25 protein-coding genes are annotated in these 25927 nt (G+C 71.8%); 10 read left to right on the forward strand and 15 right to left on the reverse strand.

Annotation, left to right across the window (positions count from 1 at the left end; genetic code table 11):
• Positions 1-51: 51 nt before the first annotated feature.
• A complete protein-coding gene (locus OG978_RS38955) occupies positions 52-954 on the reverse strand; it encodes a serine hydrolase (RefSeq protein WP_326769740.1) in 903 nt (300 codons plus the stop codon).
• Positions 951-1880, reverse strand: coding sequence for a LysR family transcriptional regulator (locus OG978_RS38960; protein ID WP_326769741.1), 930 nt, complete (start codon positions 1878-1880; stop codon positions 951-953). The genes OG978_RS38955 and OG978_RS38960 overlap by 4 nt, the downstream gene beginning before the upstream one ends.
• 144 nt (positions 1881-2024) lie before the next feature.
• Here OG978_RS38960 and bla point away from each other — a divergent pair, with 144 nt between their 5' ends.
• On the forward strand, positions 2025-2975 hold the full coding sequence (gene bla, locus OG978_RS38965) for a class A beta-lactamase (RefSeq protein ID WP_326769742.1): 951 nt from the start codon (positions 2025-2027) through the stop codon (positions 2973-2975).
• A gap of 14 nt (positions 2976-2989) precedes the next feature.
• On the opposite strand, the gene OG978_RS38970 is transcribed toward bla, so the two are convergent.
• From OG978_RS38970 to OG978_RS39005, 8 genes are all read right to left on the reverse strand, one after another.
• On the reverse strand, positions 2990-3757 hold the full coding sequence (locus OG978_RS38970) for an N-acetyltransferase (protein WP_326769743.1): 768 nt from the start codon (positions 3755-3757) through the stop codon (positions 2990-2992).
• A 77-nt stretch (positions 3758-3834) separates the two neighbouring features.
• Positions 3835-4095: a hypothetical protein gene (locus tag OG978_RS38975; protein WP_326769744.1), complete on the reverse strand. Its 261-nt coding sequence runs from the start codon at positions 4093-4095 to the stop codon at positions 3835-3837.
• Positions 4096-4143: 48 nt separating this feature from the next.
• The gene (locus OG978_RS38980; protein WP_326769745.1) at positions 4144-5370 is read right to left on the reverse strand and encodes a barstar family protein; all 1227 of its coding nucleotides are present in this window, start codon (positions 5368-5370) and stop codon (positions 4144-4146) included.
• A gap of 181 nt (positions 5371-5551) precedes the next feature.
• Complete coding sequence (locus OG978_RS38985; protein WP_326769746.1) at positions 5552-6373, reverse strand: ABC transporter ATP-binding protein; 822 nt, start codon at positions 6371-6373, stop codon at positions 5552-5554.
• Positions 6370-7362: an ABC transporter ATP-binding protein gene (locus OG978_RS38990; RefSeq protein WP_326769747.1), complete on the reverse strand. Its 993-nt coding sequence runs from the start codon at positions 7360-7362 to the stop codon at positions 6370-6372. Before OG978_RS38990 ends, OG978_RS38985 begins: the two co-directional genes overlap by 4 nt.
• A gap of 5 nt (positions 7363-7367) precedes the next feature.
• Positions 7368-8285: an ABC transporter permease gene (locus tag OG978_RS38995; protein WP_326769748.1), complete on the reverse strand. Its 918-nt coding sequence runs from the start codon at positions 8283-8285 to the stop codon at positions 7368-7370.
• Entirely contained in the window at positions 8282-9235 is a 954-nt protein-coding gene (locus OG978_RS39000) for an ABC transporter permease (RefSeq protein WP_326769749.1), read from the reverse strand. The genes OG978_RS38995 and OG978_RS39000 overlap by 4 nt, the downstream gene beginning before the upstream one ends.
• Entirely contained in the window at positions 9232-10869 is a 1638-nt protein-coding gene (locus tag OG978_RS39005; protein ID WP_326770291.1) for an ABC transporter substrate-binding protein, read from the reverse strand. Before OG978_RS39005 ends, OG978_RS39000 begins: the two co-directional genes overlap by 4 nt.
• Before the next feature lie 137 nt (positions 10870-11006).
• On the opposite strand from OG978_RS39005, the gene OG978_RS39010 reads away from it, so the two are divergent.
• Positions 11007-12059, forward strand: a complete 1053-nt coding sequence (locus tag OG978_RS39010; RefSeq protein WP_326769750.1) for a LacI family DNA-binding transcriptional regulator — start codon at positions 11007-11009, stop codon at positions 12057-12059.
• Between the two features lie 33 nt (positions 12060-12092).
• Here OG978_RS39010 and OG978_RS39015 read toward each other — a convergent pair whose 3' ends face one another.
• Positions 12093-13727: an amidohydrolase gene (locus OG978_RS39015; protein WP_326769751.1), complete on the reverse strand. Its 1635-nt coding sequence runs from the start codon at positions 13725-13727 to the stop codon at positions 12093-12095.
• A gap of 100 nt (positions 13728-13827) precedes the next feature.
• On the opposite strand from OG978_RS39015, the gene OG978_RS39020 reads away from it, so the two are divergent.
• Positions 13828-14577, forward strand: coding sequence for a TetR/AcrR family transcriptional regulator (locus tag OG978_RS39020; protein WP_326769752.1), 750 nt, complete (start codon positions 13828-13830; stop codon positions 14575-14577).
• Here OG978_RS39020 and OG978_RS39025 read toward each other — a convergent pair.
• Positions 14557-16227, reverse strand: a complete 1671-nt coding sequence (locus tag OG978_RS39025) for an IclR family transcriptional regulator domain-containing protein (protein WP_326769753.1) — start codon at positions 16225-16227, stop codon at positions 14557-14559. The two genes, OG978_RS39020 and OG978_RS39025, sit on opposite strands and share 21 nt — an antisense overlap.
• A gap of 177 nt (positions 16228-16404) precedes the next feature.
• Between OG978_RS39025 and OG978_RS39030 the strand changes: the two genes are divergently transcribed.
• Genes OG978_RS39030 through OG978_RS39060 form a run of 7 tightly spaced genes read left to right on the forward strand, consistent with a single transcriptional unit; the run spans position 16405 to position 22889 of the window.
• On the forward strand, positions 16405-17163 hold the full coding sequence (locus OG978_RS39030; protein WP_326769754.1) for a CoA transferase subunit A: 759 nt from the start codon (positions 16405-16407) through the stop codon (positions 17161-17163).
• Positions 17160-17807: a CoA transferase subunit B gene (locus OG978_RS39035; protein WP_326769755.1), complete on the forward strand. Its 648-nt coding sequence runs from the start codon at positions 17160-17162 to the stop codon at positions 17805-17807. Before OG978_RS39030 ends, OG978_RS39035 begins: the two co-directional genes overlap by 4 nt.
• A gap of 40 nt (positions 17808-17847) precedes the next feature.
• Positions 17848-18600, forward strand: a complete 753-nt coding sequence (gene pcaH, locus OG978_RS39040; RefSeq protein ID WP_326769756.1) for a protocatechuate 3,4-dioxygenase subunit beta — start codon at positions 17848-17850, stop codon at positions 18598-18600.
• Complete coding sequence (gene pcaG / locus OG978_RS39045; protein WP_326769757.1) at positions 18597-19157, forward strand: protocatechuate 3,4-dioxygenase subunit alpha; 561 nt, start codon at positions 18597-18599, stop codon at positions 19155-19157. The genes pcaH and pcaG overlap by 4 nt, the downstream gene beginning before the upstream one ends.
• The gene (pcaB, locus tag OG978_RS39050; protein WP_326769758.1) at positions 19144-20523 is read left to right on the forward strand and encodes a 3-carboxy-cis,cis-muconate cycloisomerase; all 1380 of its coding nucleotides are present in this window, start codon (positions 19144-19146) and stop codon (positions 20521-20523) included. The genes pcaG and pcaB overlap by 14 nt, the downstream gene beginning before the upstream one ends.
• On the forward strand, positions 20520-21680 hold the full coding sequence (gene pcaDC / locus OG978_RS39055) for a bifunctional 3-oxoadipate enol-lactonase/4-carboxymuconolactone decarboxylase PcaDC (protein ID WP_326769759.1): 1161 nt from the start codon (positions 20520-20522) through the stop codon (positions 21678-21680). Before pcaB ends, pcaDC begins: the two co-directional genes overlap by 4 nt.
• Before the next feature lie 30 nt (positions 21681-21710).
• Entirely contained in the window at positions 21711-22889 is a 1179-nt protein-coding gene (locus OG978_RS39060; protein ID WP_326769760.1) for a 4-hydroxybenzoate 3-monooxygenase, read from the forward strand.
• Positions 22890-22955: 66 nt separating this feature from the next.
• Here OG978_RS39060 and OG978_RS39065 read toward each other — a convergent pair whose 3' ends face one another.
• The 3 genes from OG978_RS39065 to OG978_RS39075 all read right to left on the reverse strand — a co-directional run bounded on the left by OG978_RS39065 (position 22956) and on the right by OG978_RS39075 (position 25919).
• Positions 22956-23411, reverse strand: a complete 456-nt coding sequence (locus OG978_RS39065) for a MaoC family dehydratase (protein WP_326769761.1) — start codon at positions 23409-23411, stop codon at positions 22956-22958.
• Positions 23412-23498: 87 nt separating this feature from the next.
• On the reverse strand, positions 23499-25037 hold the full coding sequence (locus OG978_RS39070; RefSeq protein ID WP_326769762.1) for an acyl-CoA synthetase: 1539 nt from the start codon (positions 25035-25037) through the stop codon (positions 23499-23501).
• A gap of 9 nt (positions 25038-25046) precedes the next feature.
• Positions 25047-25919, reverse strand: coding sequence for an amidohydrolase family protein (locus tag OG978_RS39075; RefSeq protein ID WP_326769763.1), 873 nt, complete (start codon positions 25917-25919; stop codon positions 25047-25049).
• Positions 25920-25927 lie beyond the last annotated feature (8 nt).

Here is a 25927-nt window from a genome sequence, read left to right on the forward strand (position 1 = left end):
GACCCGCACCCCGCCGAGGCGGGCCGAACTGCTCCACCACATGGAACGGCCCTAGAGCTGCCGAAGGTGGTCGCGCAGTGTGCGGGCCACCTGCGCCATGAGGGCGTCGGCGCCGGGCTGAGCACTGGCCGGGACGAGTGACTCGGTCAGGACGGCGATGGCGAAGGCCTGGCCGTCGGAGTGCTCGACGACACCGATTTCGTGCCGGAGGTTGAGAAGGGTGCCGGTCTTGGAGGACCACGTGGTGGCGTCGGAGCTGAAGTCGGGGGCGAGCCGGTGCCGGATGAGGTTGTGGACCATCAGGCCACGTACGTACTCGGCCACTTCGGGATGGATCACCGACGGCGTCCACAGGGCCTGTAGCAGTTCGACGTAGGAGCGCGCGCTGCCGGTGCTGGCGCGGGTGGTGTCGAGCTGGGGCACCCGATGCCCGCGACCGCTGGTGCCGGCGTCGATGGCGAGGGAGAGGGCGAGATGGGCCTGGGAGGCGTCGAAGCGTTCCAGCGGGGTGTCGGTGAGCTCGTCGAGGCTGTGCCGGACGGTGATGCCGCGGAGACCGAACTCACGGAGCATGTCGGTGACCTGATCGGGCGGGGTGAGTCCGAACAGTACGTCGGCGGCCGCCCCGTCACTCACACAGGTACTCAGATAGAGCAGGTCATCGATGGCGATCCGGGCGGGGTGGCGGAACCGGCTCAGCCCGGTGGGGCCGGGCGTGGTCGTGCGTCCGGGTTGCACGTCGAGCCTCGTCGCTCCGTCGAGTTCGCCCCGCCGGATGCGCTCCGCCGTCGCCAGCGCGAGCGGAATCTTGACCAGGGACGCGGCAGGTAACTGGGTGTCCGGTGCGATCCCTACTTCCTCGCCCGTGTGGAGATCCCGCACGAGCAGACAGCCGTGCAGTCCGCCGTCGTGCAATTGCCGGCGCATGTCGCTCAGAAGCGCTTCAGTGTTCACGCCGCCGCCTCTCCCGCACTGCCCGTCCCGCTGTCCGCGCCCAGGCAGCGGCCGATGGCCTCGCCCAGCCGCGCCTCGATGTGTTGTGGATTGCCGCCCGCGGCGGCTACGAGGGCGAACCCCCGGCTGAGCGCGACCTCACCGATGGGCCGCCAGTTCAGGGCGAGTTCCTCCGCCTGGGCCGGGGAGCAAAGCAGCAGATCGCGCGTGCAGAGCACCTCCGCCGCGGCGGTCGTCAGGTCGGTCGCGGCCACGAGCTGCGCGGGCCGCAGGCCGACCGCGTCCCGCAGCCGGGTCAGCGGGTCGCGGATGTGCGGCACGTCGTCCTCCGGCTGGATCCAGATACGGCGGGCCGGGCCCGGCGATGCCCGGCCGATCCGCAACGTCTCGATGTAGACGCGCCGCACGCCGGGATCCTGGACACCGGCGAGCCCGAGCGGCACGGACCAGGTTGCCTCGTCCGCGGGCACCGCGAGCAGGGCGGCGCGCACCAGCTGCGAGTGGATGAACTCGATGCGCTGAGCGGGCGCGGCGATACGGAGATCGAGAGTGATGCCGTGCCCCCGTGCCTCCGCGAGCAGGCGGGCGAGAGCGGCCGTCGAGCAGAGACCGGGCACTGCGAGCCGCCAGGGCTTGGACTTGGCGGCTTCGGCCTCGTGCAGCAGCACATCGGCCGCCTGCACGAGTTGTCTGGCCGCCGGCAGCATGTCCCGGCCGAAGGCCGTGAGGACGGCCCGCCGTGACATGCGCTCGAACAGCTGCTCACCGAAGCGTTCTTCCAGGGCGGCGACGCGACGGCTGGCCACCGGCTGGGACATCCGGGCCGCGGCTGCTCCTACGGTGAAACTGCCGTGTTCGCTGACGCTGACGAATGCTCGACACGCTCCGACCAGATCCACAGCCCGAACCCTATGCCAGATCGGCATGAAACAACGCGCGAGGGTATTGGACCGCATGGCCGCCGGACGGCGAAGGTGGGCCCGGCACTCATGACGACGCCCCGGGATGGGGAGGTGCCGCTCCATCCCCTATGCGCCCTGCCCACGGGGCGCCTTGGAGGTCCGGACCCCATGCAGCAGCACAGCCGTGCCCGGCGTGCCCTACTCGGTGCGCTGACCGCGCTCGCCCTCGTACCGCTCACGGCGTGCGGCGGAGAGGACGACCGCCCCTCCTCCCCGTCATCCCCGGTGGTGTCCTCCCCGCACGCCGGGGCGACGGGACCGACCGGGACTGCGAAGCCGTTCGCCCGGCAGTTCAAGGAACTTGAGCGCAAGTACGACGCGCGGCTGGGCGTCTACGCCATCGACACCGGCACCGGTCGCGAAGTCACCCACAGGGACGGTGAGCGCTTCGCCTTCGCCTCCACGTTCAAGGCACTGGCCGCCGGTGCCGTGCTGCGCAAGTACTCCCTCGGCGGGATGGACGAGGTGATCAAGTACTCCCGGGACGATCTGGTCGCCAACTCTCCGGTGAGCGAAAAGCATGTCGCGACCGGGATGAGCCTGAGCGCCCTGTGCGACGCCGCCGTCCGCTTCAGCGACAACACCGCGGCCAACCTGCTCCTCGACCGACTGGGAGGTCCCCGGGGCCTGGACGCCGCACTCTCGGGGATCGGCGACGACGTCACCCGGATGGAACACGGTGAACCGGAACTCAACCAGTGGTCCCCGGGTGCCACGTCCGACACGAGCACGCCGCGGGCACTCGCGGGCGATCTGCGCGCGTTCGTCCTCGGAGACGTCCTCGGCAAGGGCGAACGCGCGCAGTTGACGAAGTGGCTGCGGACCAACATGACCGGAGATGAGCTCATCAGGGCCGGGATGCCCAAGGGCTGGGTGGTCGGCGACAAGACCGGATCCGGTGGCACCTACGGCACCCGCAACGACATCGCCGTGGTGTGGCCCCCGGACACCGCCCCCATCGTCGTGGCGATCCTGACGAACCGGAAGGACGAAGACGCCGAGTACGACAACGAACTCATCGCGGAAGCGGCATCCGTGGTCGCCGATACGTTGTCGTAGCGGGGAGTGTGTTCTCAGCCGGTGTGCGGCTGCACGCCGTGCCGGATCCAGACGTTGGGCTCGACGTAGACGGCGTGGTCGTGTGCGGTGTCGCAGTGCACCGGTGCCAGGGCGCCGGGTACGTCGACGTCACCGTCCCGGTCGAAGGGCAGGCCGGTCCACTGCCGCCACTGAGCCAGCGAACCGCTGACCGTCATCGAGGCGGGAGAGACCTTCTCGATGGTGCCGCCGGCCTTGACGTGCACCCGCACCCACGGGTCGGCCGGCAGCCCGTCGTCCCGACGCCGGCGGAGGTATTCGGTCATGGGGACGCGAGGATCCAAGTGCTTGGCCGTCGGGCGGACCGGTGCCAACAGGGTGCCGTGCCCCTGCCGCCCCGCCGCCTGACGCAGCGCGGCCAGCATGCGGTAGGACAGACCACGGCCGAGATAGTCGACGTCCACCGAGATTTCGAGCGCACTGGCTGCCGTCGGCGCGTGCCCGTACTGCCGGTCACGGAACGCCCACACCAGTACCCGGTCCCAGCCCTGGTCGGGCATCTCCTCACGTCCGTCGATCTCGGCGTTGAACGGCACGCCGAGTCCGCGCGCGACGACCCGGTCGCCGTCCGTCGCCACCACGCAGTACTGCGGGAAGTCCTCGGGAACCCGGCTCAACAAGGCGCCTGCGACCGGGTCGTGGGGCGTGAAGACGGGCCAGGAGTCGTTGATCTCGTAGACGCGCGAGATCAGCGACGGACGCTCGGCGAGCGGGACGATCCGGATGTTGTCTTTCTCTGTCACGACGCAGCACCCTGCCACAGGAGAACACCGAAGCCAAAGGCAATTGAGGGGTGCGGACGCGCAGCCCGGGTCCCTCGCTACTTCGGGCGCGGCACCGGGGCCACCGTGAGCCAGGTGCCGTCGCGGTACCGGACGACCGGAAGCCCAGACCGGCGGTCGATGAAGTGCCGGTTGCCCCACGCCGGTGCGCGCATGTCGATCAGACCGAAGGCCGCGGTCCGGCGGACGTCTTCGAGCTGTCCCGCCCACCGGGTGCTGTCCGTCAGCCGGGAAGGGACTGCTGTCCAGACCCGGTGGGGGAAGTCGGCGGTCCCGATGTACGAGCGCACCTCGCGCACGCACCGCAGTGGGTGCGCGGTCCGTGCGCCAGGAGTCCGCAGGGAGGATCAGCGCAGTTCCACAGTGATGCCGACCTTTGCGAGCAGCCGGAGGACGTCGTCGACGTACGGTGTCTCGCCCGCCGTGTCCACGCTCACCGAGGCGAGCGCGCGCCGGGCCACTTCGGCGTCGTGCCAGACCAGCGTGAACGGAGCGGGCGGCCGCTCCCCGCCGCACACGCAGCCGCGCAACGCGCCCCAGCACTGGTGGTAGTGGCCGCCGGGGCCGGCGACCGCCTCGCCCAGGGCGCACACCAGCGCCGACACATCGGTGACGTGCCGACCGTCGAGGTGCCGCACCGGGTCGGGCAGCGGTCTGTCGGCGTCCTGTCGGGCGCCGGCGAAGGCGGCCCACTCGGCCCGGCCATCGGGTGGAAACGCGGCCCACGCCCCGGGCTCGGTCGGCGGCCCCTCGAACCAGGCGTCCCACACCGGACGGACCGCCGGCACGGGCCGCACGGCCGGGCCCTCGCGCAGCCACAGATCCACGAGGGCCCCGCCGAGCGCCGACGGGCGAGAGGCGACGACTCCGAGGGGCATGTGCTCCTGGTGGCGCATCACACGACCGGACCGGTCCAGGGCGAGCAGTGTGACGCGATCGCCGTCGGCGCGCGAGCGCACCAGCCGGCGCAGCAGCCGCTCACCGGGCTCGCAGCCGATCAGCCGCAACGGCGGCGCGGAGGGGAGGGGTCGGTTGGCGTACAGGCCGTCGATCCGACGGCACTCGCCCAGGCCGGCGCCGCCGGTGCCGTTGAACAGCCGCCAACGGGCATCCACGGGTTCCGTGCGGTGCCATACCGGGCCGTCGACCTCTACTTCGACGTTCACGTCGACCAGCGATGTGTCGAGGGCGGAGGGGCGGCAGCCGAGCAGGACGGGGTCGAGCAGCTTCCAGCGGTGCGCGTCATCGGCATAGAAGCGGCCGTCCTCGGGGTCGGCCCCGGGCTCGGGGTGGTCCACGATGAGGTCGATCTGTCCGAGGCCGACGGGCCCGGCGGGGCCGTCCGGTGCGACCGACCGGTGGCGGGCGCGCTCGACCGCCTTGCGCAACCGCCCCGTCGGGGCGCAGTCCATGAGGGTCAGCCGTTCCCGGCGCGGGGCCGGTTCGACGAACAGGCCGTCGGCGTCGGCGCAGCGCGCCCACACGATCAGCTCGCCGTCCCATTCCTCGCTGACCAGCACGTACTTGAGCGGGAGTGCGCGCTCCCAGGTCCAGACGGCCTCCTCGACCAGCACCGCTTCCGTCGCCCCCTCGCTCCTGTGTCATGCCTGCTCACCGCTCCCTCAGCCTGGCATGCCCAAGTGGCGGCGACGATGCCGGGGGTTGAGGGCGAGGCGCATGTCAGGCACTCCGCCGTGACGCGTGTGGGCGTCACGGCGTACGCGTTCCCATGGGCGCCCCGCCGGCGGACGCCCGTCAGCCGAGGGCGCGGCGGAGCGGTGCCGCGGCGGAGGGGTCCCAGCCGCGCCGGGGCACGGAGCCGAGCAGCAGACGTGTGTACGGATGCTCGGGGGCGTCCAGGACCTGGCCCGTCGGGCCCGATTCCACGACCTGTCCGGCCTTGAGGACCAGCACCTCATCGGCGATGTGGCGCACCACGGCGAGGTCGTGGGTGACGAACAGGTAGCCGATCCCCGCCTCGCGCCGGATCGCGGCCAGCAGGTCGAGGATCTGCGCCTGGATCGATACGTCCAGCGCCGCGACCGCCTCATCCAGAACGAGGACGCGGGGCTCGACCGCCAAGGCGCGGGCGATGGCCACGCGCTGACGCTGGCCGCCCGAGAGGCGCCGGGGCAGCGCCGCCGCCTCCCGTTCGCCGAGGCCGACCTGGTCCAGGAGTTCGGCGACCCGGGCCCGGCGGGCCGCTGCGCCGAGGGAGCCGTGCAGGCGCAGCACCTCCTCGACGCAATCGGCCACGGTCACCCGTGGGTCGAGCGAGAGGTACGGATCCTGGAAGACCATCTGGATCTCCCGGGCCCGCGCCAGCCGTTCGGCGCGGCCGCGGGCGCGCGCCGAGCGGTCCCGGCCGTCGAGGCGGATGGTGCCGCCGTCCGGGCGTTCCAGGCCGACGAGCATCCGGACCGTTGTCGTCTTGCCGCTTCCGGACTCGCCGACCAGGGCCAGACAGGCCCCGGGAGCCAGGGTGAACGACACGTCGTCGACCGCCGTGTGGTTCCCGTACCGCTTGCTCAGTCCCTCGACGACGAGGCCCTTCGTTTCCTGAGCCGTGCCGGTCACAGTGTGATCCCTTCGTCGGCGCGGTGACACGCGGCGAGGCCGTCGCCGTGTCGCGCCAGCGCGGGGGTTTCCTCGGAGCAGCGCGGCTGCGCAACGGCGCAGCGCGCGGCGAAGGCGCACCCGGGCGGTGCCTCGGCGAGAGAGACGGGGCGGCCCGGAATCGGCCGCGGAGCCGGCGCGCCCGCCTCGATGCGGGGTGTGCAGGCGAGCAGCCCCGCTGTGTACGGATGGCGCGGTTGGTCGAACAGTTCGTCCGTGCCCCGGGTCTCGACGATGCGGCCCGCGTACATCACGTACACCCGGTCACAGATGGCGGAGGCCAGCTCCAGGTCGTGGGTGACGAAGAGCATCCCGGTGCCGCGCTCGGCCCGCAGACGGGTCAGGATCGCGATGATCTCGGCCTGCGTGGTGACGTCGAGGGCGGTGGTGGGCTCGTCGGCGACGAGCAGCGCGGGCTCGCCCGCGAGCGCGGCGGCGATGACCACCCGCTGGAGCATGCCGCCGGAGAACTGGTGCGGGTAGCGGCGCAGCGCGCCGCGCGGGTCGCGGATACCGACGGCGTCGAGGAGTTCCTCGGCCCGCGCGGTGGCGGCCCCGGCCGACGCGCCCGCCGCCCGCAGCCCCTCCGTGAGGAAGTCGCCCACGCGCCGCAGCGGGTTGACGGAGGCACGAGGGTCCTGAAAGACCATCGCGACCTGCCGGGCGCGCAGCGCGGCCAGTTCGGTGCGGCTCATCGTGAGGACGTCGCGCCCGGCGACCCGTACCTCACCGCTGGTCCGCGCGCCGGCCGGCAGCAGCCCCAGTACGCTGCGGCAGGCCACGGACTTGCCCGAGCCGGACTCGCCGACCAGGCCGACGGTCTCTCCGGGGCGCACCCGCAGACCGACCCCGTCCAGGATCGGCCTGGCGGCCTTGTCGCCCGGCAACCGGATGCCGAGTCCGTCGATCTCCAGGACCGGGTCGGGGCCCGGTGTGCCGTTCTCGGTCATGCTGCTCACCGTTCCTCCCGCCGAGCGATGCGGTCGGCGAGCCCCTCGCCGACGATGCCGAAGGCCACCACCGCGAGGACGATGCACGCGGACGGCGCGAGCGCGGGCAGCATCGCCCCCTGCTGGAGTGCCGCCTGCCCCTCGTTGATCATGGCTCCCCAGTCGGCGGTGGGCGGCTGCACACCGAAGCCGAGGAAGGACAGTGCCGCCAGGTCCATCAGCACGTACCCGAAGTTCATCGCGGACTGGGCGAAGACGGTCGGGGCGATGTTGGGCAGGAGGTGCCGCAGACAGACCGACCATCCCGACCAGCCCTGCACCCGGTACGACTCGATGTAGGGGCGGGCCTTCTCCTGTCGCGCGATCCCGCGCACCAGGCGTCCCACGTACGGGGTGTACGCCACGGCCATCGCGACGACCGGCGCGGTCATCCCGGAACCGACCACGGAAACGAGCAGGATCGCGAGCAGCAGTCCGGGGATCGCGAAGACCAGGTCCATCGACCGGGAGAGGAGCGTGTCCGCCCAGCCGCCGCCCCAGGCCGCGACCACCCCGACGAACGTGCCGAGGAGGGTGGAGACGCCGACGACGAGCAGCGGACCGAGCAGGCCGGTGCGGGCGCCGTGGAGCAGCCGGGACAGGATGTCCCGCCCGGACTGGTCGGTGCCGAGGAGGTGGTCGGCCGAGGTTCCCGTCAGGCTCGCCGACAGGTCGACGGCCTCGGGGTCGTACGGGGCGAGGAGCGGCGCCAGGACGGCGACCAGGACGAGCGCCGCCAGAACGGCCACGGCCGCCGTGAACAGCGGTCCCTGGCCGAGGACCTTGAGACCGCGCAGGCCGGGGCGGCGGCGCAGGGCGCCGGACGCGCCCGACGGGCCGGGGGCTTCGGGCGCGTTCGCCGCGGAAGGTGGGACGAGGGTCATGAGGTGCCTTCCCCGTTGAGGGACAGACGGGGGTCGATGAGCGGGACCAGCAGGTCCACGACGAGGTTGACGAGGACGAAGGCCGCCACGCTGAGCAGCGTGATCGCCTGCACGACGGCGAAGTCCTTGGCCGTCACCGACTGCACGAGCAGTGAACCGATACCGGACACGTCGAAAGCGGTTTCGACGATCGAGGTGCTGATGAGCAGCCCGGCGAGCATGGTGCCGCCGACGGTGACGACGGGGCCGAGCGCGTTGCGCAGGACATGCCGGCGGACCACGGCCCGCCCCGGCACACCGCGGGCGCGCGCCACCTCGACATGGTCCCGGACCGACTCGTCCAGCATCGCCGAGCGGGTGACCCGGGCGAGCAGTCCGGCGAAGGTGAGCGCGAGCGCGAAGGAGGGCAGGGTCAGGTGGTACAGCCGTTCACCGAGGCTCTCCGGCGTGCCGCCGGGCCCCGGGAACCAGCCCAGTTGTACGGAGAACAGCGAGATGAGCGCGATGGCGGTGACGAACGAGGGCGTCGCCGTGGCGATACCGGTACCGAGGAGCACCGCGCGGTCCGCGATCCCGGGGCGCAGCGCGGCGAGGACACCGGCCGTCACCCCGAGGACCGCGACCAGCAGGGCCGCGTAGCCGACCAGCAGGGCCGTGCCCGGGAGCCGCGAGCCGATGAGGCTCGCGACGTCCTGGTGGTACTGGGCGGAGCGCCCGAAGTCTCCGTGCAGGACGCCGCCGAGCCACTTCGCGTACTGCGCCGGCAGCGGGTCGTCCAGGTGGTACTGGCTGCGCAGGGACGCCACGGTCTCCGGGGTCGCCGGGCGGCCGTGCAGGAGGAAGGAGACCGGGTCGCCAGGGGCCAGGTGGACCGTGCCGAAGACCACGAGCGAGGTCACGAACAGCACCGTCACCAGGCCGGCCAGCCGGCCGAGGAGGTAGCGGGTCATCGCTGAGCGGCCCCGATCGTCGCGGCCCAGGGGTAGTACAGCTGGGCGATGCCGGTGGGGGCGCCGGTGATCCGCTCGCCGAGGTAGACCGAGAACGGCGCCTCGTAGAGCGGGATCACCGGCAGCTCGCGCACCGCGATCTCCTGGAGCTTCGCGGTCAGGTCGGCGCGCTTGGCGGGGTCGGGCTCGGAGTTGGCCCGGTCGAAGGCGGCGTCGAACCCGGCGTCGGACCAGTTGCCGTAGTTCCCGAAGTCGCCTGTGCGCAGGTACTGGTAGAACTCCAGCGGGTCGGGCGTGTTGTCGTACCCGTTGGTGACCACCAGGTCGAGACCGGTGCGCGCGTTGGGGTCGACGAAGATCGAGCTGTACGCCTCCGGGGCGACCGTCTTCAGCTCGACGTCGAGTCCGATCTGCCGGCCGGCCGCCTGCACGGCGTTGGCGACGACGCTGATCTCGGGCGCGAGCGAGCTGGTGACCATGGTGATCTTCCGGCCCGTGGCGCCGGCCTCGGTGACGAGTTTCTTCGCGGCCTCGACGTCGTACCTCGGTTCGGGCAGAGCGTCGAAGTAGCCGGAGGTCTTCTCCGGCACGAGGGCCCAGGCACCCTGCGCCGCAGGTGCCTTGGCGGGGACGCCGACGCCGCCGGCCGCCGCCTTGATGATGCCCTTGCGATCGAGCGCCATGGAGAGCGCCTGACGGACCTTGAGGTCGCCGAGCGGACCGTGGAAGTCGAGGACGGCCAAGTCGGCAGCGGCGGTGTTGGGGCCGAAGAGGACTTGGCCCTTGCCGCTGGAGCGCAGCTGCGCGAGCGAGGTGGAGGGCACCATGTAGCCGCCGTCGGCGGTGCCGGAGCGCAGAGCGTTGGTGCGGGCCGCGGGGTCCTCGACGAAGGTGAACTGCACGGTGTCCGTCTTGGGGATCAGCGCCCGATCCCAGTAGGCGGGGTTCTTCTTGAGCGTGATGCTGTCGCCCTGGGTCCACTTGTCGAGGGCGAAGGGGCCGGTGCAGTTCACGGTGCCCTTCGGGCTGCCGTAGTCCTTGCCGTTCTCGGCCAGGGTGGCGGCGCTCTCGACGGTGCCGGGGGAAGCGGCCATGAGTTCGCTGAACAGGACGTCGGGCTTGCGCAGCCGGATCGTCACCTCCAGCGGGCCGGTCTTCTTGATGGAGCCGACGTTCTTGAACGAGGAACCCCACGGGGAGCCGGTGGCCGGGTCCGTGTGGCGCTTGAGGGAAGCGACCACGTCGTCCGCGGTCATGGTCGTTCCGTCGTGGAACTTCACGTCCGGGCGCAGGGTGTAGACGAGGGTACGCGGATCGGGCTGGGCGTACTTGACCGCGAGACCCGGTTCGATCTTCAAGTCCGGGGTGACCCTGAGGAGCTGCTCGCAGACGTTGGCGAGCACGGTGTTCGGCGGGTAGTCGTACGCGAGGGCGTAGTCGAGCGTGTACGGCTCGGCGTAGAGAGACCAGGTGACGGAGTCCAGGGAACCCTTCGCCGGCGCGGAGGTCGGCGTGACCCGGTACCCCGGACCGGTTCCGTTCCCGGCGGAACCGGGGTTCGTGGCGCCGGAACAGGCGGTGGCGGTGACCGCGAGCGCGGCAGTACAGACGAGCGACGCGATGGCTCTGGGCATGCGCAAGGAGAACCACCCCTTTACGGGTGTAGTGACGGGCGCTGGGGGATGGAGCGAGTATTGGTGCGGGAACGTTCCCGCACAAGGCTTTGCGGGAACGATTTTGCCGAGGTCGTGAGGGTGGCAGCATGAGCCCCATGACCGAAGCTCCACAACGCGGGCACGCCTCGCCGCCCACCCCGCCACGCGTCCGGCTCGTCGACGTGGCCCGAGAGGCGGGCCTGTCCAAGACCACCGTCTCGGCGGCGCTCAACGGCACCGGACGGCTCTCCCCGGCCGTCCGGGAGAGGGCCAGGGAGACCGCGCGCAGGATGGGCTACCGGCCCAACGCCACCGCACGCCAACTACGCGCGGGACGGGCCAGGTTGATCGGATACGTGGTCGGAGAGTTCGTCGGCGCCCCGTGGACGTTCCTGGAGTCGCCGTACTTCGCGCAGCTCACCAGCGCGACCGCACAGGCGGCGCTCAGCCGTGGCTACGCCCTGGTGCTGCTTCCCTCGGGCTCCCTCCAGGACGAGTGGGCCGATCTTCCGCTCGACGCGGTGATCGTCGCAGACCCGGTCGCCGACGACCGGATCGTGGGCGACCTCCTCGCCGCCCGGATCCCCGTCATCAGTGACCGTTCCGTGGAGGGACGGCCGGGAGCCCAATGGGTGGACGTCGACGCGGGGAAGGCCGTACGGAAGACGCTCGACCATCTGACCGGGCAGGGGGCGCGGCGGCCCGCGCTCGTCCTGCCCGATAGCACGACCCGCTTCCACACGGGCGCGCTCACCGCCTACCGCGACCGGTGCGTCGCGCTCGGTCAGCCGGAGCGCCTCGCACTCGCCGCCGAGGCCGGCAACGGGCCGGTGGTCCGGGCCGTCGAGGAGGCCCTCGGCGGGCCCGACCGGCCCGACGCGCTGCTCGTCGTCGCCGAGGCGAGCCCGCCCCTCGTACTGGAGGCGGCGCGCCGCCACGGCTACCAGGTGCCCGACGACCTGCTCGTGGTGTGTGTGAGCGAGGACGTCACGGCCACCCACACCGAGCCGCCCGTGACGACGCTCAGCCTGCGGCCCGGGGAGATCGCGGAGGCCGGCATCGAACTTCTCGTGGCCGCCCTGGAACTGGGCCGCGAGGAGCCCTCCGGCGTGCTGGTGCAGACGCGGCTCGACGTGCGGGAGTCCTCGCTCCGCAGGAGCGGGCACTGAGCCGCAGCGGACCCGGCGGCACACTCGGGCGGCTCAGACCGTGTGGACGAGCGTGCCGCCCACATATGTCCGCTCCACGCGCGCCTGGGCGATCTCCTCGGGCGGTGCGGTGAGGATGTCGCGGTCGAGGACGACGAGGTCGGCGAGGTATCCGGCGCGCAGGCTCCCGGAGTCGTCGTGACCGTTCACGTGCGCGGTGCCCGCGGTGTAGGCGGCGAGGGCGGTCGGCAGGTCGATCCGCTGCTCCGGGTAGAAGGCGCGGTTCCCGGGGGACTCGGGGGCGACCCGGTTGACGGCGACGTGAATGCCTTCGATCGGGTCGGGGCTGCTCACAGGCCAGTCACTGCCCGCCGCGAGGGTCGCTCCGGCGCGGACCAGTTCGCCGAACGGGTACTGCCAGGCAGCCCGTTCGGGCCCGAGGAAGGGGATGGTCAGCTCGTCCATCTGGGGCTCGTGGGCGGCCCAGAGCGGCTGGATGTTGGCGATGGCCCCCAGCCGGGCGAAGCGGGGGAGGTCGTCGGGGTGGACGACCTGGAGGTGGGCGAGGTGGTGGCGGTTGCCGCGGTGGCCGTTGGCGTCGACAGCGGCTTCGAGAGCGTCGAGGGCCTCGCGGACGGCTCGGTCGCCGAGTGCGTGGAAGTGGATCTGGAAGTCGAGGGCGTCGAGTCGGGTGACGTAGCCGCGCAGGGCTTCCGGGTCGACGAAGCTGAGCCCGCTGTTGGTGGTGGCGCAGCCGCAGCCGTCCAGGTAGGGGGCGGTCATCGCGGCGGTGAAGTTCTCGGCGATGCCGTCCTGCATGACCTTGACGGAACCGGCGCGGAACCGGCCTTGGCTCAACTTCTCGCGCAGCGCGACCAGTTCGTCGATCTGCTCGGCCCCGCGCTCACGGTCCCACCACAGCGCACCGGTGACCCGGGCCGTGAGTGATCCGTCCCGCGCGGCGGTCAGGTAGGCGTCCGACGGGTCGGGCTTGCCGTTGAACACCCCGAGCAGCGCGTCCTGCCACCCCGTGACGCCGAGCGAGTGCAGCAGCTCCTGGGCGCGCATCAGGCCCGCCAGGCGGTCGGCCGGGGTGCTCGCGGGTATCAGCCGGGAGACCAGGGCCGTGGCGCCCTCCTGGAGCATGCCGCTGGGGGCGCCGTCCGGCTCCCGCTCGATCCGGCCGTCGGCCGGATCCGGGGTCCCGGCGGTGACACCGGCCAGCTCCAGGGCGCGGGTGTTGGCCCAGGCGCCGTGGTGGTCGCGGTTGGAGAGCAGCACCGGACGGTCCGGGACGACGGAATCGAGCAACTGCCGGGTGGGCAGACCGCCGTCGAAGCTCTCCATCGACCAGCCGCCGCCGGTGATCCAGGCGCGGTCGGGATGCGCGTCCGCGTAGGAGCGGATCCGCTCCAGGTACTCCTCGACGCCGATCGTGCTGCTCAGATCGCACTCGGCCAGCTCCGAACCGCCGAACACCGCGTGTATGTGGGCGTCCTGAAAGCCGGGGAGCAGCAGTTTCCCGCGCAGGTCGACCACTTCGGTGCCGGGTCCGATGAGTTCGAGCACCTCGTCGTGGCCGACGGCGGCGATCCGGTCGCCGACGACGGCGAGCGAGGTGGCCCGGGTGCGGGCCGGATCGGCCGTGAAGACGGGGCCGCGGGTGAAGACCAGATCGGCTGCGGTCATGCGCTGCTCCAGTGCGTGAGGGGGCGGTTGATCGTTGTGACGAGTGCCATGCAATCCGGACGGTCTTTACACGTCAATGGTGTTGTCATAAGGTCCGGCCATGGCCGATCGCGTGGTTTCCGAAGGGCAGCGAAAGCGCCGCCGCCCCACCAAGCAGGGCGCTGTCCTTTCCGAACGCCTCATCGTCGACACCGCTCTGCGTCTGGTCGTGCAGCACGGCGCCGAGGCGTTGTCCGTGCGGCGGCTGGGCGCGGCGCTCGGCGCCGACCCCAGCGCCCTCTACCGCTACTTCCACAACACGGACGCCCTGTTGCTCGCCCTGGCCGACGAGCTGATCGGGCGCGCCCAGGAAGGCTGGAAGCCGACCGGTGACTGGCGTGCCGACCTCCGGGCGATGGGGCTCAGGATCCACGCGTCGTACTGCTCCAACCCGCAGGCCACACTCCTGGCCGCGCACCGCACGACCGGCCGTCCCCACGAGACCCGGGCCGTCGAGAAAATCCTCGGCATCCTGCGCGGGGCGGGCTTTCCGAACCCCCTGGCGGTACGGATCTACCACGCCTTCGTCGACCAGGCGCTCGCCTTCGCGGCACAGGACGCCGCCGTCCTCGCTCGCCCCGCGAACGCTCAGGAGGTGGACGTCGAGGTCTGGCACGAGGTGTACGGCAAGCTGTCGCCCGACACCTATCCGAACATCACGTCGGCCTTCTCGTTGCTCGCCGCCGACATGCGCGACAGCGGGTACCCCTTCGCGCTGGAACTGATGCTGGAAGCGGTGGCGGCCAGGCTGCCGGGGACGGGCGACGCAGGTACCGGGACGACGGGCGGTTCAGATCACGGGGACGGGTGACCAGCGGCCCACCGCCGCGAGGTCGGTACTGATCCGCGCCGCCGTCTCCAACAAGTGGGGGAGGAGCGTGGTCAGGCTCTGCTCCGCCGGGCAACGTCCGGCGTGCAGGGCCACGTTCACGGCAGCGACCACCCGGCCCCGCCCGTCCGTGACCGGCGCCGCGAGTGAGCGCAGCCCCTCCTCCAGCTCCTGTTCCACCCACCCGTAGCCGCGTCGGGCGGTCTCGGTGACGGCCTCGGCGAGCGCCTCGGGCGTGAGCACCGTCCGGGACGTGAACGCCTCGGGGGTGATCCGGGCGAGGAGTGCCGCGCGTTCCTCCTCCGTCAGGGCGGCGAGCAGTACCCGGCCCATCGAGGTCGCGTACGCGGGCAATCGCGTGCCGACCGTGATGTCGATGTGCATGATCCGGCTGCTCGCGACCCGGGCGACATAGCGGATGTCGTTCCCGTCGAGGACCGCGACGGAGGCCGACTCGTGGACCAGGCCCACCAGTTCGGTCAGGTGCGGGCCGGCGATCTCGGCGAGCGCGAGCCCGGAGAGCCGGGCGTAACCCAGCTCCAGTACGCGCGGCCGCACCTGGAAACTTCCCGCGTCCTCCCGTACGTAGCCCAGGTGCCGCAGCGTGATCAGCGCCCGGCGTGCGGTGGCCCGGGGCAGCCCCGCGAGGCGCGCCAGTTCGGTGAGCCGCACCGGACCCCGTGCGTCCCCGAACGCGCACAGCACGTCGAGACCACGCGCCAGCGACTGCAGAAAACCTGCCCCCAGCTCTTCCTTGAGCGCCCCCACGCCCGCGTCCCCGCAGATGGCGGAGGGTGCCGTGTCATCCGACGGCGGGGCCGGGGCCGCCAGGGCGCGCTCCATCGCGACCACGGCGGTGCGCAGCGGCGGCAGCGCCAGAGCGAGGAGGGAAACGGTGTCGTGGCGGCTGGTGTGGCTGACCACGCTGACCGCGCAGACCACGGCCCCCGCCGCATCGCGTACCGGCAGGGCGACCGCGAGCAGGCCCGGCTCGATCAGCTGGTCGTCCACCGCCCAGCCGTCCTCCCGGGCCCGCCGCATCCGGGCGGGAAACCCGCTCTCGGCCTCCTCGTCCACAGCGCGCGGTGGCACCGCCGGGAAGCCGGTGTCCAGCGGGTCCTCGCGGCGCCGGGACTGCCACTGCGCCCACTCCGTCTCGTCCCAGCCGGCGGCGAACAGCGCGCCGGGCGCGCAGCGTTCGGCCGGAAGCAGGTCGCCGGTGCGGAACGAGATCGCCATGGCCCGCCGCCGCGTGGCCTGGGCGATGAAGCGCACTCCGTCCCCGTCGGGGACGGCCACGGACACGGACTCGTCCAGCTCGTCGGCGAGAGCGATGGCGTGCGGTCCGAGGGCCTCGGAGAGTCCGGCGGCGGCCAGATAGGCATTGCCCAGCTCCGCCGAGCGCGGCGCGAGCAGCAGGTCGCGTCCTTCGGCGCGCAGGAATCCGAGCCGTACGAGCGTCGTGCCGACCCGGTCGACCGTCGACCGGGCGAGCCCCGTGGTGCGGGCCAGATCCCCGGGACGGTGGCGGGTCTCCGGTCCTGCGGCGATGGCCCGCAGCACGGTGAGCCCACGCTCCAGGGGCCCGACCAGCTCGTCGGGTGACGCGGCGGGCTCGGTGGGCTGTGCCATCGTCCGGCCTCCTCTGGCTGGTCGCGGACCGGGGTCGCGGGCTGATCACGATGCGGAAACCGTACCCGGTGTTGTTGACAGGGCCCGAAGCGTGGACGGACACTCACCCCGAGGTTACTTATGAACGAAAGTTCACCAGGCGAACAGCCGTCAATCCTCAGCGAATCGGGTCGTTACATGGACAAAGTGGTGAGGTCTGCCGCCGAATCGGTGGCAGACATCGGAGACGGCGCCTCGCTCGCCGTCGGAGGCTTCGGACTGAGCGGAGTACCGGACGTACTCATCGGAGCCCTGCACGCACAGGGCTCGGGGCGACTGAGCATCGTGTCGAACAACTGCGGTGTGGACGGCGGGGGCCTCGGCATCCTGCTCGCCGCGGGCAGGATCGTCCGTGTGACCGGCTCCTACATCGGCGACAACAAGGAGTTCGCCCGCCGCTACCTCGGCGGTGAACTGGAGCTGGAGCTCACACCGCAGGGCACTCTCGCCGAACGGCTGCGCGCCGGCGGCTGCGGCATCCCCGCCTTCTTCACCCCGGCCGGCGTCGGAACCCAGGTCGCCGAGGGCGGGCTGCCCTGGCGGTACGCGGCCGACGGCGGTGTGGCGGTGGCGTCCCCGCCCAAGGAGGTGCGCGAGTACGACGGCCACCCCTGCGTTCTCGAACATGGCATCACCACCGACTTCGCCCTGGTCCGCGCGGCCCGCGGCGACCGCCACGGCAACCTCGCCTTCCACCGCTCCTCCCGCAACTTCAATCCGCTCGCCGCGATGGCAGGCCGGATCACGATCGCCGAGGTCGAGGAGCTCGTGGAGCCGGGTGAACTGGACCCCGACCAGGTGCACCTGCCCGGCGTGTTCGTGCAGCGCGTGGTGGCGCTGACCCCCGAGGAGGCGGCCGCCAAAGGCATCGAGCGAAGGACGGTTCGTACCCGATGAGCTGGACCAGGGACGAGATGGCGGCCCGCGCCGCCCGCGAGCTGACCGACGGCTCGTACGTGAATCTCGGGATCGGACTGCCGACCCGGGTGCCGAACTTTCTTCCCGAGAACGTCGATGTCGTCCTCCACTCGGAGAACGGACTCCTGGGCGTCGGGCCGTACCCGCACGAGCACGAGGTCGACCCCGACCTGATCAACGCGGGCAAGGAGACGGTGACCGTTCTGCCGGGCGCTGCCTTCTTCGACTCCGCGCTCTCCTTCGGCATGATCCGCGGCGGCCACATCGACACCGCGATTCTCGGCGCGATGCAGGTCTCCGCCCGGGGCGACCTCGCCAACTGGGCGATCCCCGGCCGGATGGTCAAGGGCATGGGCGGCGCGATGGACCTGGTCCACGGCGTCCGGAGGGTCGTCGTCCTCACGGAGCACACCGCCAAGGACGGCTCGCCGAAGATCGTGGACACCTGCACGCTGCCGCTCACCGGCCGGGCGTGCGTCCACCGGATCATCACCGACCTCGGTGTACTCGACGTCACCGACGACGGTCTGCTGCTCGTGGAGACCGCACCCGGCGTGAGCGCCGACGAGATCGCGCGTCGGACCGGCGCGGCCGTGTGCGTGCCCACGGGGGAGACATTGTGACCAAGGACTCGCCCTCGCAAGGGAAAGGTGACAGAACATCATGGAAGTAACCCAGCAGGACATCTCCTCGCAGATCGCCGAGGAGCGGGACCAGTACCTGAGTGCCGGTGAGATACGGCACCACCCCGCCCGCGACTATGCCCCGTACCGAAGTACCGTGCTGCGCCACCCACGGCATCCCCTGGTCGCCGTCCGGGATCCGGAGGCCGTCGAACTCTCCGGCCCGGTCTTCGGTGTCACCGACGTCACCGGACTCGACGCCGACCTGACCCGCGGCCACGCCGACGAACCGCTCGGCGAGCGGATCACCGTCACCGGCCGAGTCCTCGACCGCGCGGGGCGGCCGGTCCGCGGCCAGCTCGTCGAGATATGGCAGGCCAACGCCGCCGGCCGTTACGCCCACCAGCTCGACCAGCACCCGGCGCCGCTCGACCCCCATTTCACCGGATTCGGCCGCTGCCTGACGGATGATCAGGGAAACTACCGGTTCACCACCGTCAGGCCCGGGGCCTACCCCTGGCGCAACCACACCAACGCCTGGCGCCCCGCGCACATCCACTTCTCGCTCTTCGGTACCGCGTTCACCCAGCGGCTCGTCACCCAGATGTACTTCCCCGGCGACCCGCTCTTCAGGTACGACCCGATCATTCAGTCCGTCACCGACGACACCGCCCGCGAGCGGCTCGTCGCCGCCTACGAGCACGACCTGTCCACCCCCGAGTGGTCACTCGGCTACCGCTGGGACATCGTCCTCGACGGCCCCGCCGCGACCTGGATCGAGGAAGGCCGATGACCCTGCTCCCCACTCCCTCACAGACCGTGGGTCCCTTCTACGGCTACGCCCTGCCCTTCCCCGGCGGCTCCGACATCGCCCCCACCGGTCACCCCGGCACCCTCACCGTCCACGGACACGTCCGCGACGGCGACGGCGCACCCGTCCCCGACGCGCTCCTGGAATTCTGGCAGCCCGCCCCGGACGGCGACCGCACCGGAGCCCCCGGCTCCCTGCGGCGCGACCCGGTCACCGGTGGCTACGCGGGCCGTGACGGAGTCACCTTCACCGGCTTCGGCCGCGTCGCCACCGACGCCGACGGCCACTGGGCGGTGCGCACCTTGCCGCCCGGCGGGGTCCCGTACCTCTCCGTCTGCGTCTTCGCCCGCGGCCTGCTCCACCACCTCTACACCCGGATCTATCTGCCGGGCCCCGCTGCCGACGCCGACCCCCTGCTCGCCGCGCTGGCACCCGAGCGCCGGGCGACCCTGCTCGCCACGGCGGCGGGGCCGGGTGTCCACCGCTTCGACATCCGCCTCCAGGGGCCCGAGGAGACGGTGTTCCTTGACCTCCGCTGAGACGGACCCGTACGACTTCGGGCTCCTCGCCCCCGACCGCGTGGGCACCGAGACCGAGCGGGCCACCGGCGACCGTGCCTTCCTCCAGGCGATGCTCGACGCCGAAGCCGCCCTCACCCGGGCCCAGTCCGCCCTCGGACAAGCCCCGGCCCGGGCGGCGGCCTCCGTGACCGAAGCAGCCCACGCCGACCTGTACGACCCGCGCGACCTCGCGCTGCGTGCCCGCCGGAGCGGTAACCCGGTCATCCCGCTGGTCGCCGCACTCACCGACGGCGTCCCGCCCGACGTCGCACCGTACGTGCACCGGGGCGCCACCAGCCAGGACATCCTGGACACCGCCACCATGCTCGTCGCGGACCGCGTCCTCCCGCTGATCACGGCTGAACTGCACCGCGCCGCCGCCGCCTTCGGGCGGCTCGCCACCGCACACCGCGACACCCCCCTGGCCGGCCGCACCCTCAGCCAGCACGCTGTCCCCACCACCTTCGGCCTCAAGGCGGCGGGCTGGCGCAACCTCGTCCTCGACGCCGTCGACCGGCTCACCGCTCTCCGGCTGCCCGCCCAACTCGGCGGCGCGGCGGGCACGCTGGCCGCCTTCGAGTACCTCGCGGAAGCACCGGGCAGCGGACCCGTCCTCGTCGAGCGGTACGCGGCCGAACTCGGGCTCACCGCACCCCTGTTGCCCTGGCACACACTGCGCACACCCGTCGCCGACCTCGGCATCGCCCTCGCCTTCACCACCGCGGCGCTCGGCAAACCGGCCGCGGACGTCCTGCTGCTCACCCGCACCGAGACCGCCGAGCTCGCCGAGGGCAGCGGCGGCTCCTCCTCCGCCATGCCGCACAAGAGCAACCCCGTACGCGCCACCCTCGTCGCCGCCGCGGCCCGCCAGGCTCCCGCACTGGCCTCCGTCCTTCTCGGCTCGCTCACCGCCGAGGACGAGCGGCCCGCGGGCGCCTGGCACGCCGAATGGCAGCCACTGCGTCAACTGCTCCGACTGGCCGGTGCGGCTGCTCACCAAACCGCCGAACTCGCCGAGGGGCTCCGTGTGTTCCCGGACCGGATGCTCGGCAACCTGCACCGCACTCATGGCCTCGTCGCGAGCGAACGCCTGGCCGCCGCGCTCGCCGGCCTCCTCGGCCGGGCCGAGGCCAAGGAACTCCTCGGCCGCGCCGCCCGCCGGGTGACGGGCGAGGAGACGAGCCTCGCGGACGTCCTCACCGCCCACCCGGCACTGACCGGCCGCATCACCCCTGAGCGGCTTCGCGCCCTCGCCGACCCGGCCACCTGCACGGGCGCCGCGCCCCTCCTCGTCGACCAAGCCCTCCGGAGGCAATCCTCCGCAGTCACGGAAGGCCGCCCATGACCCCCGTACTCCACCACCGGATCGACGGACCCCCCGAAGCGCCCGCCTTGATACTCGGCCCCTCACTCGGCACCTCGCTCGCCGTCTGGGACGCCCAGGTTCCCGCCCTCGCCCGCCGGCACCGGGTGATCCGCTGGGACCTCCCCGGCCACGGCGGCACCCCGGCTGCGGCTCTGCCTGCCCCCGGCGCCACCGTCGCCGGCCTCGCCGGCCTCGTCCTCGACCTGGCCGACCGGCTCGGCGTGGGCCGCTTCGACTACGCGGGCATCTCCCTCGGCGGTGCCGTCGGCGCGCACCTCGCGGCACACCACCGCGACCGGATCAACGGCCTGGCCATGGTCTGCTCCTCCGCGCGCTTCGGCGAGCCCAGCGCCTGGCGGGACCGCGCCGAGCTCGTGCGTACGGAGGGCACCGAGGCCCTCGCCCCCACCGCCCCCGGCCGTTGGTTCACTGCGGGCTACGCCGGCACCCGGACCGCCACCCGCCTCGTCGACGACCTGAGCACCACCGACCCCGCCGGGTACGCCGCCTGCTGCGACGCCCTCGCCGCATACGACCTCCGGGCGGACCTGCCCCGGATCAGCGCGCCCACCCTGGTGCTCGCGGGTCGCGCCGACCCGACCACCCCACCCGGGCACGCCCGTGAACTCGCCGACGGCATCCCCGACGCGACGCTCCTCGAACTTGCCGGTGCCTCCCATCTCGCCCCCGCGGAACGCCCGGAGGCCGTCCTCGCCGCGCTCCTCGGACACTTCGCCGCCCCCGAGTCCGACGCCGGCCGGTACACGGAGGGAATGGCGGTCCGCCGCGCGGTTCTCGGCGACGCCCATGTGGACCGGGCGGTCGCCCGCACCACCGCGTTCACCGCGGACTTCCAGGACTACATCACCCGCTGTGCCTGGGGCGAGATCTGGACCCGCCCCGGCCTCGACCGGCGCACCCGCAGTTGCATCACCCTCACCGCTCTGATCGCACACGGGCACCAGGAAGAACTGGCGATGCACATTCGCGCCGCGCTCCGCAACGGGCTCACCCCCGAGGACATCAAGGAAGTCCTGCTGCACTCCGCCGTCTACTGCGGGGTCCCCGCGGCCAACTCCGCCTTCGCCACGGCCCAGCGCGTCGTGACCGAGGACGGCATTCCGCTCTCCTCCTGACCTCCCCTCCACCACTTCTACGGAGAAGCCATGCCTCGCACCACCGTCGGCATCATCGGAGCCGGACCCGCCGGACTCCTCCTCTCCCATCTGCTCCACCGGCAGGGCATCGACAACGTCGTCCTCGAACTCCGCAGCCGGGACCACGTCGAGCGACGCCAGCGCGCCGGAATCCTCGAACAGGACACCGTGGACGTGCTGCGCGACTCCGGCGCCGGCGAACGGATGGACCGGCAGGGCCTGGAGCACCACGGCATCGAGCTCCGTTTCGACCGGCGCTCCCACCGCATCGACTTCCCGTCCCTCACCGGCGGGCGGTCGGTCATGGTCTACGCCCAGACCGAGGTGGTCAAGGACCTCATAGCCCTGCGCCAACAGGCGGGCGGCACCGTCCTCTTCGAGGCCGAGGCCTTGTCCGTGGACGGCGTCGAGACCGACCGCCCCGTCATCCGCTACCGTCACGAAGGCGCCGAGCACACCCTCGACTGCGAGGTCGTCGTCGCCTGCGACGGCTTCCACGGCATCGGCCGCCGCTCCCTGCCTGAGGGCCTGCTCACTGTGACCGAGCGCACCTATCCGTTCTCCTGGCTCGGCATCCTCGCCGACGTGGCGCCTTCCTGCGACGAGCTGATCTACGCCCACCACGAGCGCGGCTTCGCCCTGCACAGCATGCGCTCGCCCGAGGTCAGCCGGCTCTACCTCCAGGTCGACCCGGACGACAGCACGGACGACTGGCCGGACGAGCGGATCTGGGACGAGTTGGCGACCCGCTTCTCCGTCGACGGCGACTGGAGCCTGCGGCGCGGCCCCATCACCGAGAAGAGCATCACCCCCATGCGCAGCTTCGTCGCCGAACCCATGCGCCATGGCCGCCTGTTCCTCGCCGGTGACGCGGCCCACATCGTCCCGCCCACCGGCGCGAAGGGCCTCAACCTCGCCGTCGCCGACGTCACCCTGCTCGCCCAGGCCCTCACCCGCTTCCACGTCGACCGGGACGAATCGCTGCTCGACGCCTACTCGGAGACCGCCCTGCGCCGCGTCTGGAGGGCCGAGCAATTCTCGTACACCATGACAACCCTGCTGCACTGCGAACCGGACGAGACCGAGTTCGACCGCAGGCTGCGCCTCTCGCACCTGCGCTATCTCGCGGGTTCGGAGGCGGCGTCGACCTCGCTGGCGGAGAACTACGTGGGGTTCAGCAAGAACTGATGGTCATTCAGAAGAGCCCGAAGGGGCGGCTGCTTCGAGCAGCCGCCCCTTCGGGCTCTGTGGCAATCAGGCGTAGAAGCGGTACACCGCCTGGGCGACGCAGGCCGGCTTGGCCGAGCCCTCGATCTCCACGGTCAGGTCCACGATGACCTCCACCCCGTTCTTGACGTCCTCGACGGAGACGACCCGGCCGTGTGCCCGGATCTTCGAGCCGACCCGCACGGGGGAAGGGAAACGGACCTTGTTCAGGCCGTAATTGACCGCCATCGACACGCCCTCGACCTGAAACAGCTCGCTCCACAGCGGGATCAGGAGGGAGAGCGTCAGATAGCCGTGGGCGATGGTGCCGCCGAACGGACCCTCCTTGGCGCGCTCCACGTCCACGTGGATCCACTGGTGGTCGTCGGTGGCGTCGGCGAAGGTGGCGACCCGCGACTGGGTGATCTCCAGCCAGGAGCTGTGGCCGAGGTCGGCTCCGGCCTGCGCCTTGATCTCGTCGATGCCGTGCACGGTGAGGGGCATGGAGTGCTCCGTTTCGGAAGGAGTTGGGAAGGAGTTCGGAAGAAGCCCGGAAGAAGTCCGGAAGAGGGAGGTGGAGCGGGCGGATGATCAGGAGGAGGGAGCGGGTCGGTCCCCGGAGCCGTAGAGCGCCCGGATCGGTCCCTTGAGCAGCTTTCCCGCGGCATTGCGGGGGAGTTCGGGGACGAGGGCGACCCCCCGGGGGATCTTGTAACGGGCGAGCCGGCCCTCCAGGTGGGCAATGAGCTCCTCCGCCGTGGCGGTGGCGCCCGCGCGCAGGACGACGACGGCCCGGCCCACCTCGCCCCACTTGGGGTCGGGCACGCCGACGACGGCCGCCTCGGCGACCGCCGGGTGCCCGAGCAGGACGTTCTCGACCTCGGCCGGGTAGATGTTCTCCCCGCCCGACACGATCATGTCCTTGAGGCGGTCGACGAGGGTGACGTAGCCCTCGGCGTCGACCGTGGCCACGTCGCCGGAGCGGAAGCGGCCCCCGTCGAGGAAGGCCGCCGCCGTAGCCTCCGGCAGATTCCAGTACCCGGGGGTGACGTTCGGGCCCGCGACGACCACCTCGCCCTTCTCGCCCGGCGCCGCCTCCTGGCCCGAGGGCAGCAGCACGCTCACGTCGGTGAAGAAGTGCGGCACCCCCGCCGAGCCGGCGTGGGTGAGTGAGTCGGCCCGGCCGAGGACGAGTGCCCCCGGGGCGGTCTCGGTCATGCCGTAGCCCTGGACGAAGGCGAGCCCCCGGTCCAGATAGGCGCGGGCGGTCCGGTTCGGAACCGGGGCGCCACCGCACAGCAGTGTGCGCAGGCTCGACAGGTCGGCGCTCGCCCAGCCGGGCGCTGCCGCCATCGCGTCGTACATGGTCGGGACGCCGAACATGCAGGTGACACCGTGTCGTTCGATCAGCTCCAGGCTGCGGGCCGCGTCGAAGGAGGTTTCCAGGAGAACCGTCCCGCCCTTGAGGAGGGTGGGCAGACAGCTCATGTTGAGGGCGGCGGTGTGGAACAGCGGCGCCCCGACGAGAGCCACTTCGTCGCTCGCGAGGTCGGTGTCGACAACCACGTTGAGGCTGTTCCAGATGATGTTGCCGTGAGTGAGGACGGCGCCCTTGGAACGGCCGGTGGTGCCCGAGGTGTACATGATGAGGCAGTTGTCCTCGTGCCTCACCTCCTCATCGATCGGTTCGGTTCCGGCCGCGGCGAGCAGTTCCTCGTACGGGCGTCCGGGTCCTGCCTCGACGGCGAGGACGGTGCCGAGCCCGGCACCCTCGGCCAGCGCCGTCACACGGTCTTCCGGCTGCCGGGCATGCACCAGGACCCGGCTGCCCGAGTCGTCGAGCTGGTGCAGCAGCTCCGGTACGGCGAGACGGGTGTTGAGCGGCACGAAGACGGCCCCGAGCAGGCCGGTGGCGAAGAGCGTCTCCAGATGGGTGGGGTGATTGGGGCCGAGGTAGGCCACCCGGTCCCCGCGGCCCACGCCAGCCCCCCGCAGTACGTGCGCGAGCCGCATGGAGCGCTCGTGGAGTTCGGCGTAGCCGATGGCGCGGCCCTCGTGGAGGAGAGCGGTGCGCCGTGGCGTCCTGCGGTTCCGGCGGGTGGTCCAGGAGCCGATGCCCTGGTTGCGCATGGAAACCCCTCAGCGGTTGGTCAGACCGAGCAGGGCGGCCGCGTTCTCCTTGAGGATCTTCGGACGTACCGTGTCCTTGATCGGGAGCTTGGCGAAGTCGGCCAGCCAGCGGTCCGGGGAGAGCAGCGGATAGTCGGAACCGAACAGGACCTTGTCCTGGAGGAGGCTGTTGGCGTACTGGACCAACTGGGGCGGGAAGTACTTGGGAGACCACCCGGACAGGTCGATGTACACCTGCGGCTTGTGCGTGGCCACCGCGAGCGCCTCGTCCTGCCAGGGGAAGGACGGATGGGCGAGGACGATCCGCATGCCGGGGAAGTCGGCGGCGACGTCGTCCACGTCCATGGGGTTGGAGTACTTCAGCCGGATACCACCGCCGCCGGGGGCGCCCGCGCCGATGCCGGTCTGGCCGGTGTGGAAGACGGCGATCGCGCCGGCCTCCTCGATGGCCTCGTACAGCGGGTACGCCAGCCTGTCGTTGGGGTGGAAGGCCTGGATGCTGGGGTGGAACTTGAAGCCCTTGACCCCGAACTCCTCCACCATACGGCGGATCTGACGGACCGCAGCCTTGCCCTTGTAGGGGTCGACGCCGGCGAACGGGATGATCACGTCCGGGTTCTGCCCGGCCGCCTCGGCGATCTCCTCGTTCGGCACCGGCGGCGTGCCGGTGGCCGACTCCGCGTCCACGGTGAAGACCACGCAGGCCATCTTCCGCTCGCGGTAGTGGGCGGCGATCTCCGGCAGGGTGGGATGGCGGTGCTCGGCCTTGAAGTAGGTGCCGGCGGCGCTGTCCAGCTCCGCCGAGAGGGAAGTGCCGCCCTTGGCGGAGACTTCGGCGTGGGTGTGGACGTCGATCGCGACGAGCTCGTCGAGGTTCAGCATGCTCCGCC

This window comes from Streptomyces sp. NBC_01591, from assembly GCF_035918155.1.
Lineage (GTDB): Bacteria > Actinomycetota > Actinomycetes > Streptomycetales > Streptomycetaceae > Streptomyces.

Excerpts from the sequence above, each read along its gene's own strand:
- OG978_RS38960 (WP_326769741.1), bottom strand. The coding sequence starts at position 1,880 with ATGCCGATCTGGCATAGGGTTCGGGCTGTGGATCTGGTCGGAGCGTGT.
- bla (WP_326769742.1), top strand. The coding sequence starts at position 2,025 with ATGCAGCAGCACAGCCGTGCCCGGCGTGCCCTACTCGGTGCGCTGACC.
- OG978_RS38990 (WP_326769747.1), bottom strand. The coding sequence starts at position 7,362 with ATGACCGAGAACGGCACACCGGGCCCCGACCCGGTCCTGGAGATCGAC.
- OG978_RS38995 (WP_326769748.1), bottom strand. The coding sequence starts at position 8,285 with ATGACCCTCGTCCCACCTTCCGCGGCGAACGCGCCCGAAGCCCCCGGC.
- OG978_RS39000 (WP_326769749.1), bottom strand. The coding sequence starts at position 9,235 with ATGACCCGCTACCTCCTCGGCCGGCTGGCCGGCCTGGTGACGGTGCTG.
- OG978_RS39005 (WP_326770291.1), bottom strand. The coding sequence starts at position 10,869 with ATGCCCAGAGCCATCGCGTCGCTCGTCTGTACTGCCGCGCTCGCGGTC.
- OG978_RS39010 (WP_326769750.1), top strand. The coding sequence starts at position 11,007 with ATGACCGAAGCTCCACAACGCGGGCACGCCTCGCCGCCCACCCCGCCA.
- OG978_RS39015 (WP_326769751.1), bottom strand. The coding sequence starts at position 13,727 with ATGACCGCAGCCGATCTGGTCTTCACCCGCGGCCCCGTCTTCACGGCC.
- OG978_RS39020 (WP_326769752.1), top strand. The coding sequence starts at position 13,828 with ATGGCCGATCGCGTGGTTTCCGAAGGGCAGCGAAAGCGCCGCCGCCCC.
- OG978_RS39025 (WP_326769753.1), bottom strand. The coding sequence starts at position 16,227 with ATGGCACAGCCCACCGAGCCCGCCGCGTCACCCGACGAGCTGGTCGGG.
- OG978_RS39030 (WP_326769754.1), top strand. The coding sequence starts at position 16,405 with ATGGACAAAGTGGTGAGGTCTGCCGCCGAATCGGTGGCAGACATCGGA.
- OG978_RS39035 (WP_326769755.1), top strand. The coding sequence starts at position 17,160 with ATGAGCTGGACCAGGGACGAGATGGCGGCCCGCGCCGCCCGCGAGCTG.
- pcaH (WP_326769756.1), top strand. The coding sequence starts at position 17,848 with ATGGAAGTAACCCAGCAGGACATCTCCTCGCAGATCGCCGAGGAGCGG.
- pcaG (WP_326769757.1), top strand. The coding sequence starts at position 18,597 with ATGACCCTGCTCCCCACTCCCTCACAGACCGTGGGTCCCTTCTACGGC.
- pcaDC (WP_326769759.1), top strand. The coding sequence starts at position 20,520 with ATGACCCCCGTACTCCACCACCGGATCGACGGACCCCCCGAAGCGCCC.
- OG978_RS39060 (WP_326769760.1), top strand. The coding sequence starts at position 21,711 with ATGCCTCGCACCACCGTCGGCATCATCGGAGCCGGACCCGCCGGACTC.
- OG978_RS39065 (WP_326769761.1), bottom strand. The coding sequence starts at position 23,411 with ATGCCCCTCACCGTGCACGGCATCGACGAGATCAAGGCGCAGGCCGGA.
- OG978_RS39070 (WP_326769762.1), bottom strand. The coding sequence starts at position 25,037 with ATGCGCAACCAGGGCATCGGCTCCTGGACCACCCGCCGGAACCGCAGG.
- OG978_RS39075 (WP_326769763.1), bottom strand. The coding sequence starts at position 25,919 with ATGCTGAACCTCGACGAGCTCGTCGCGATCGACGTCCACACCCACGCC.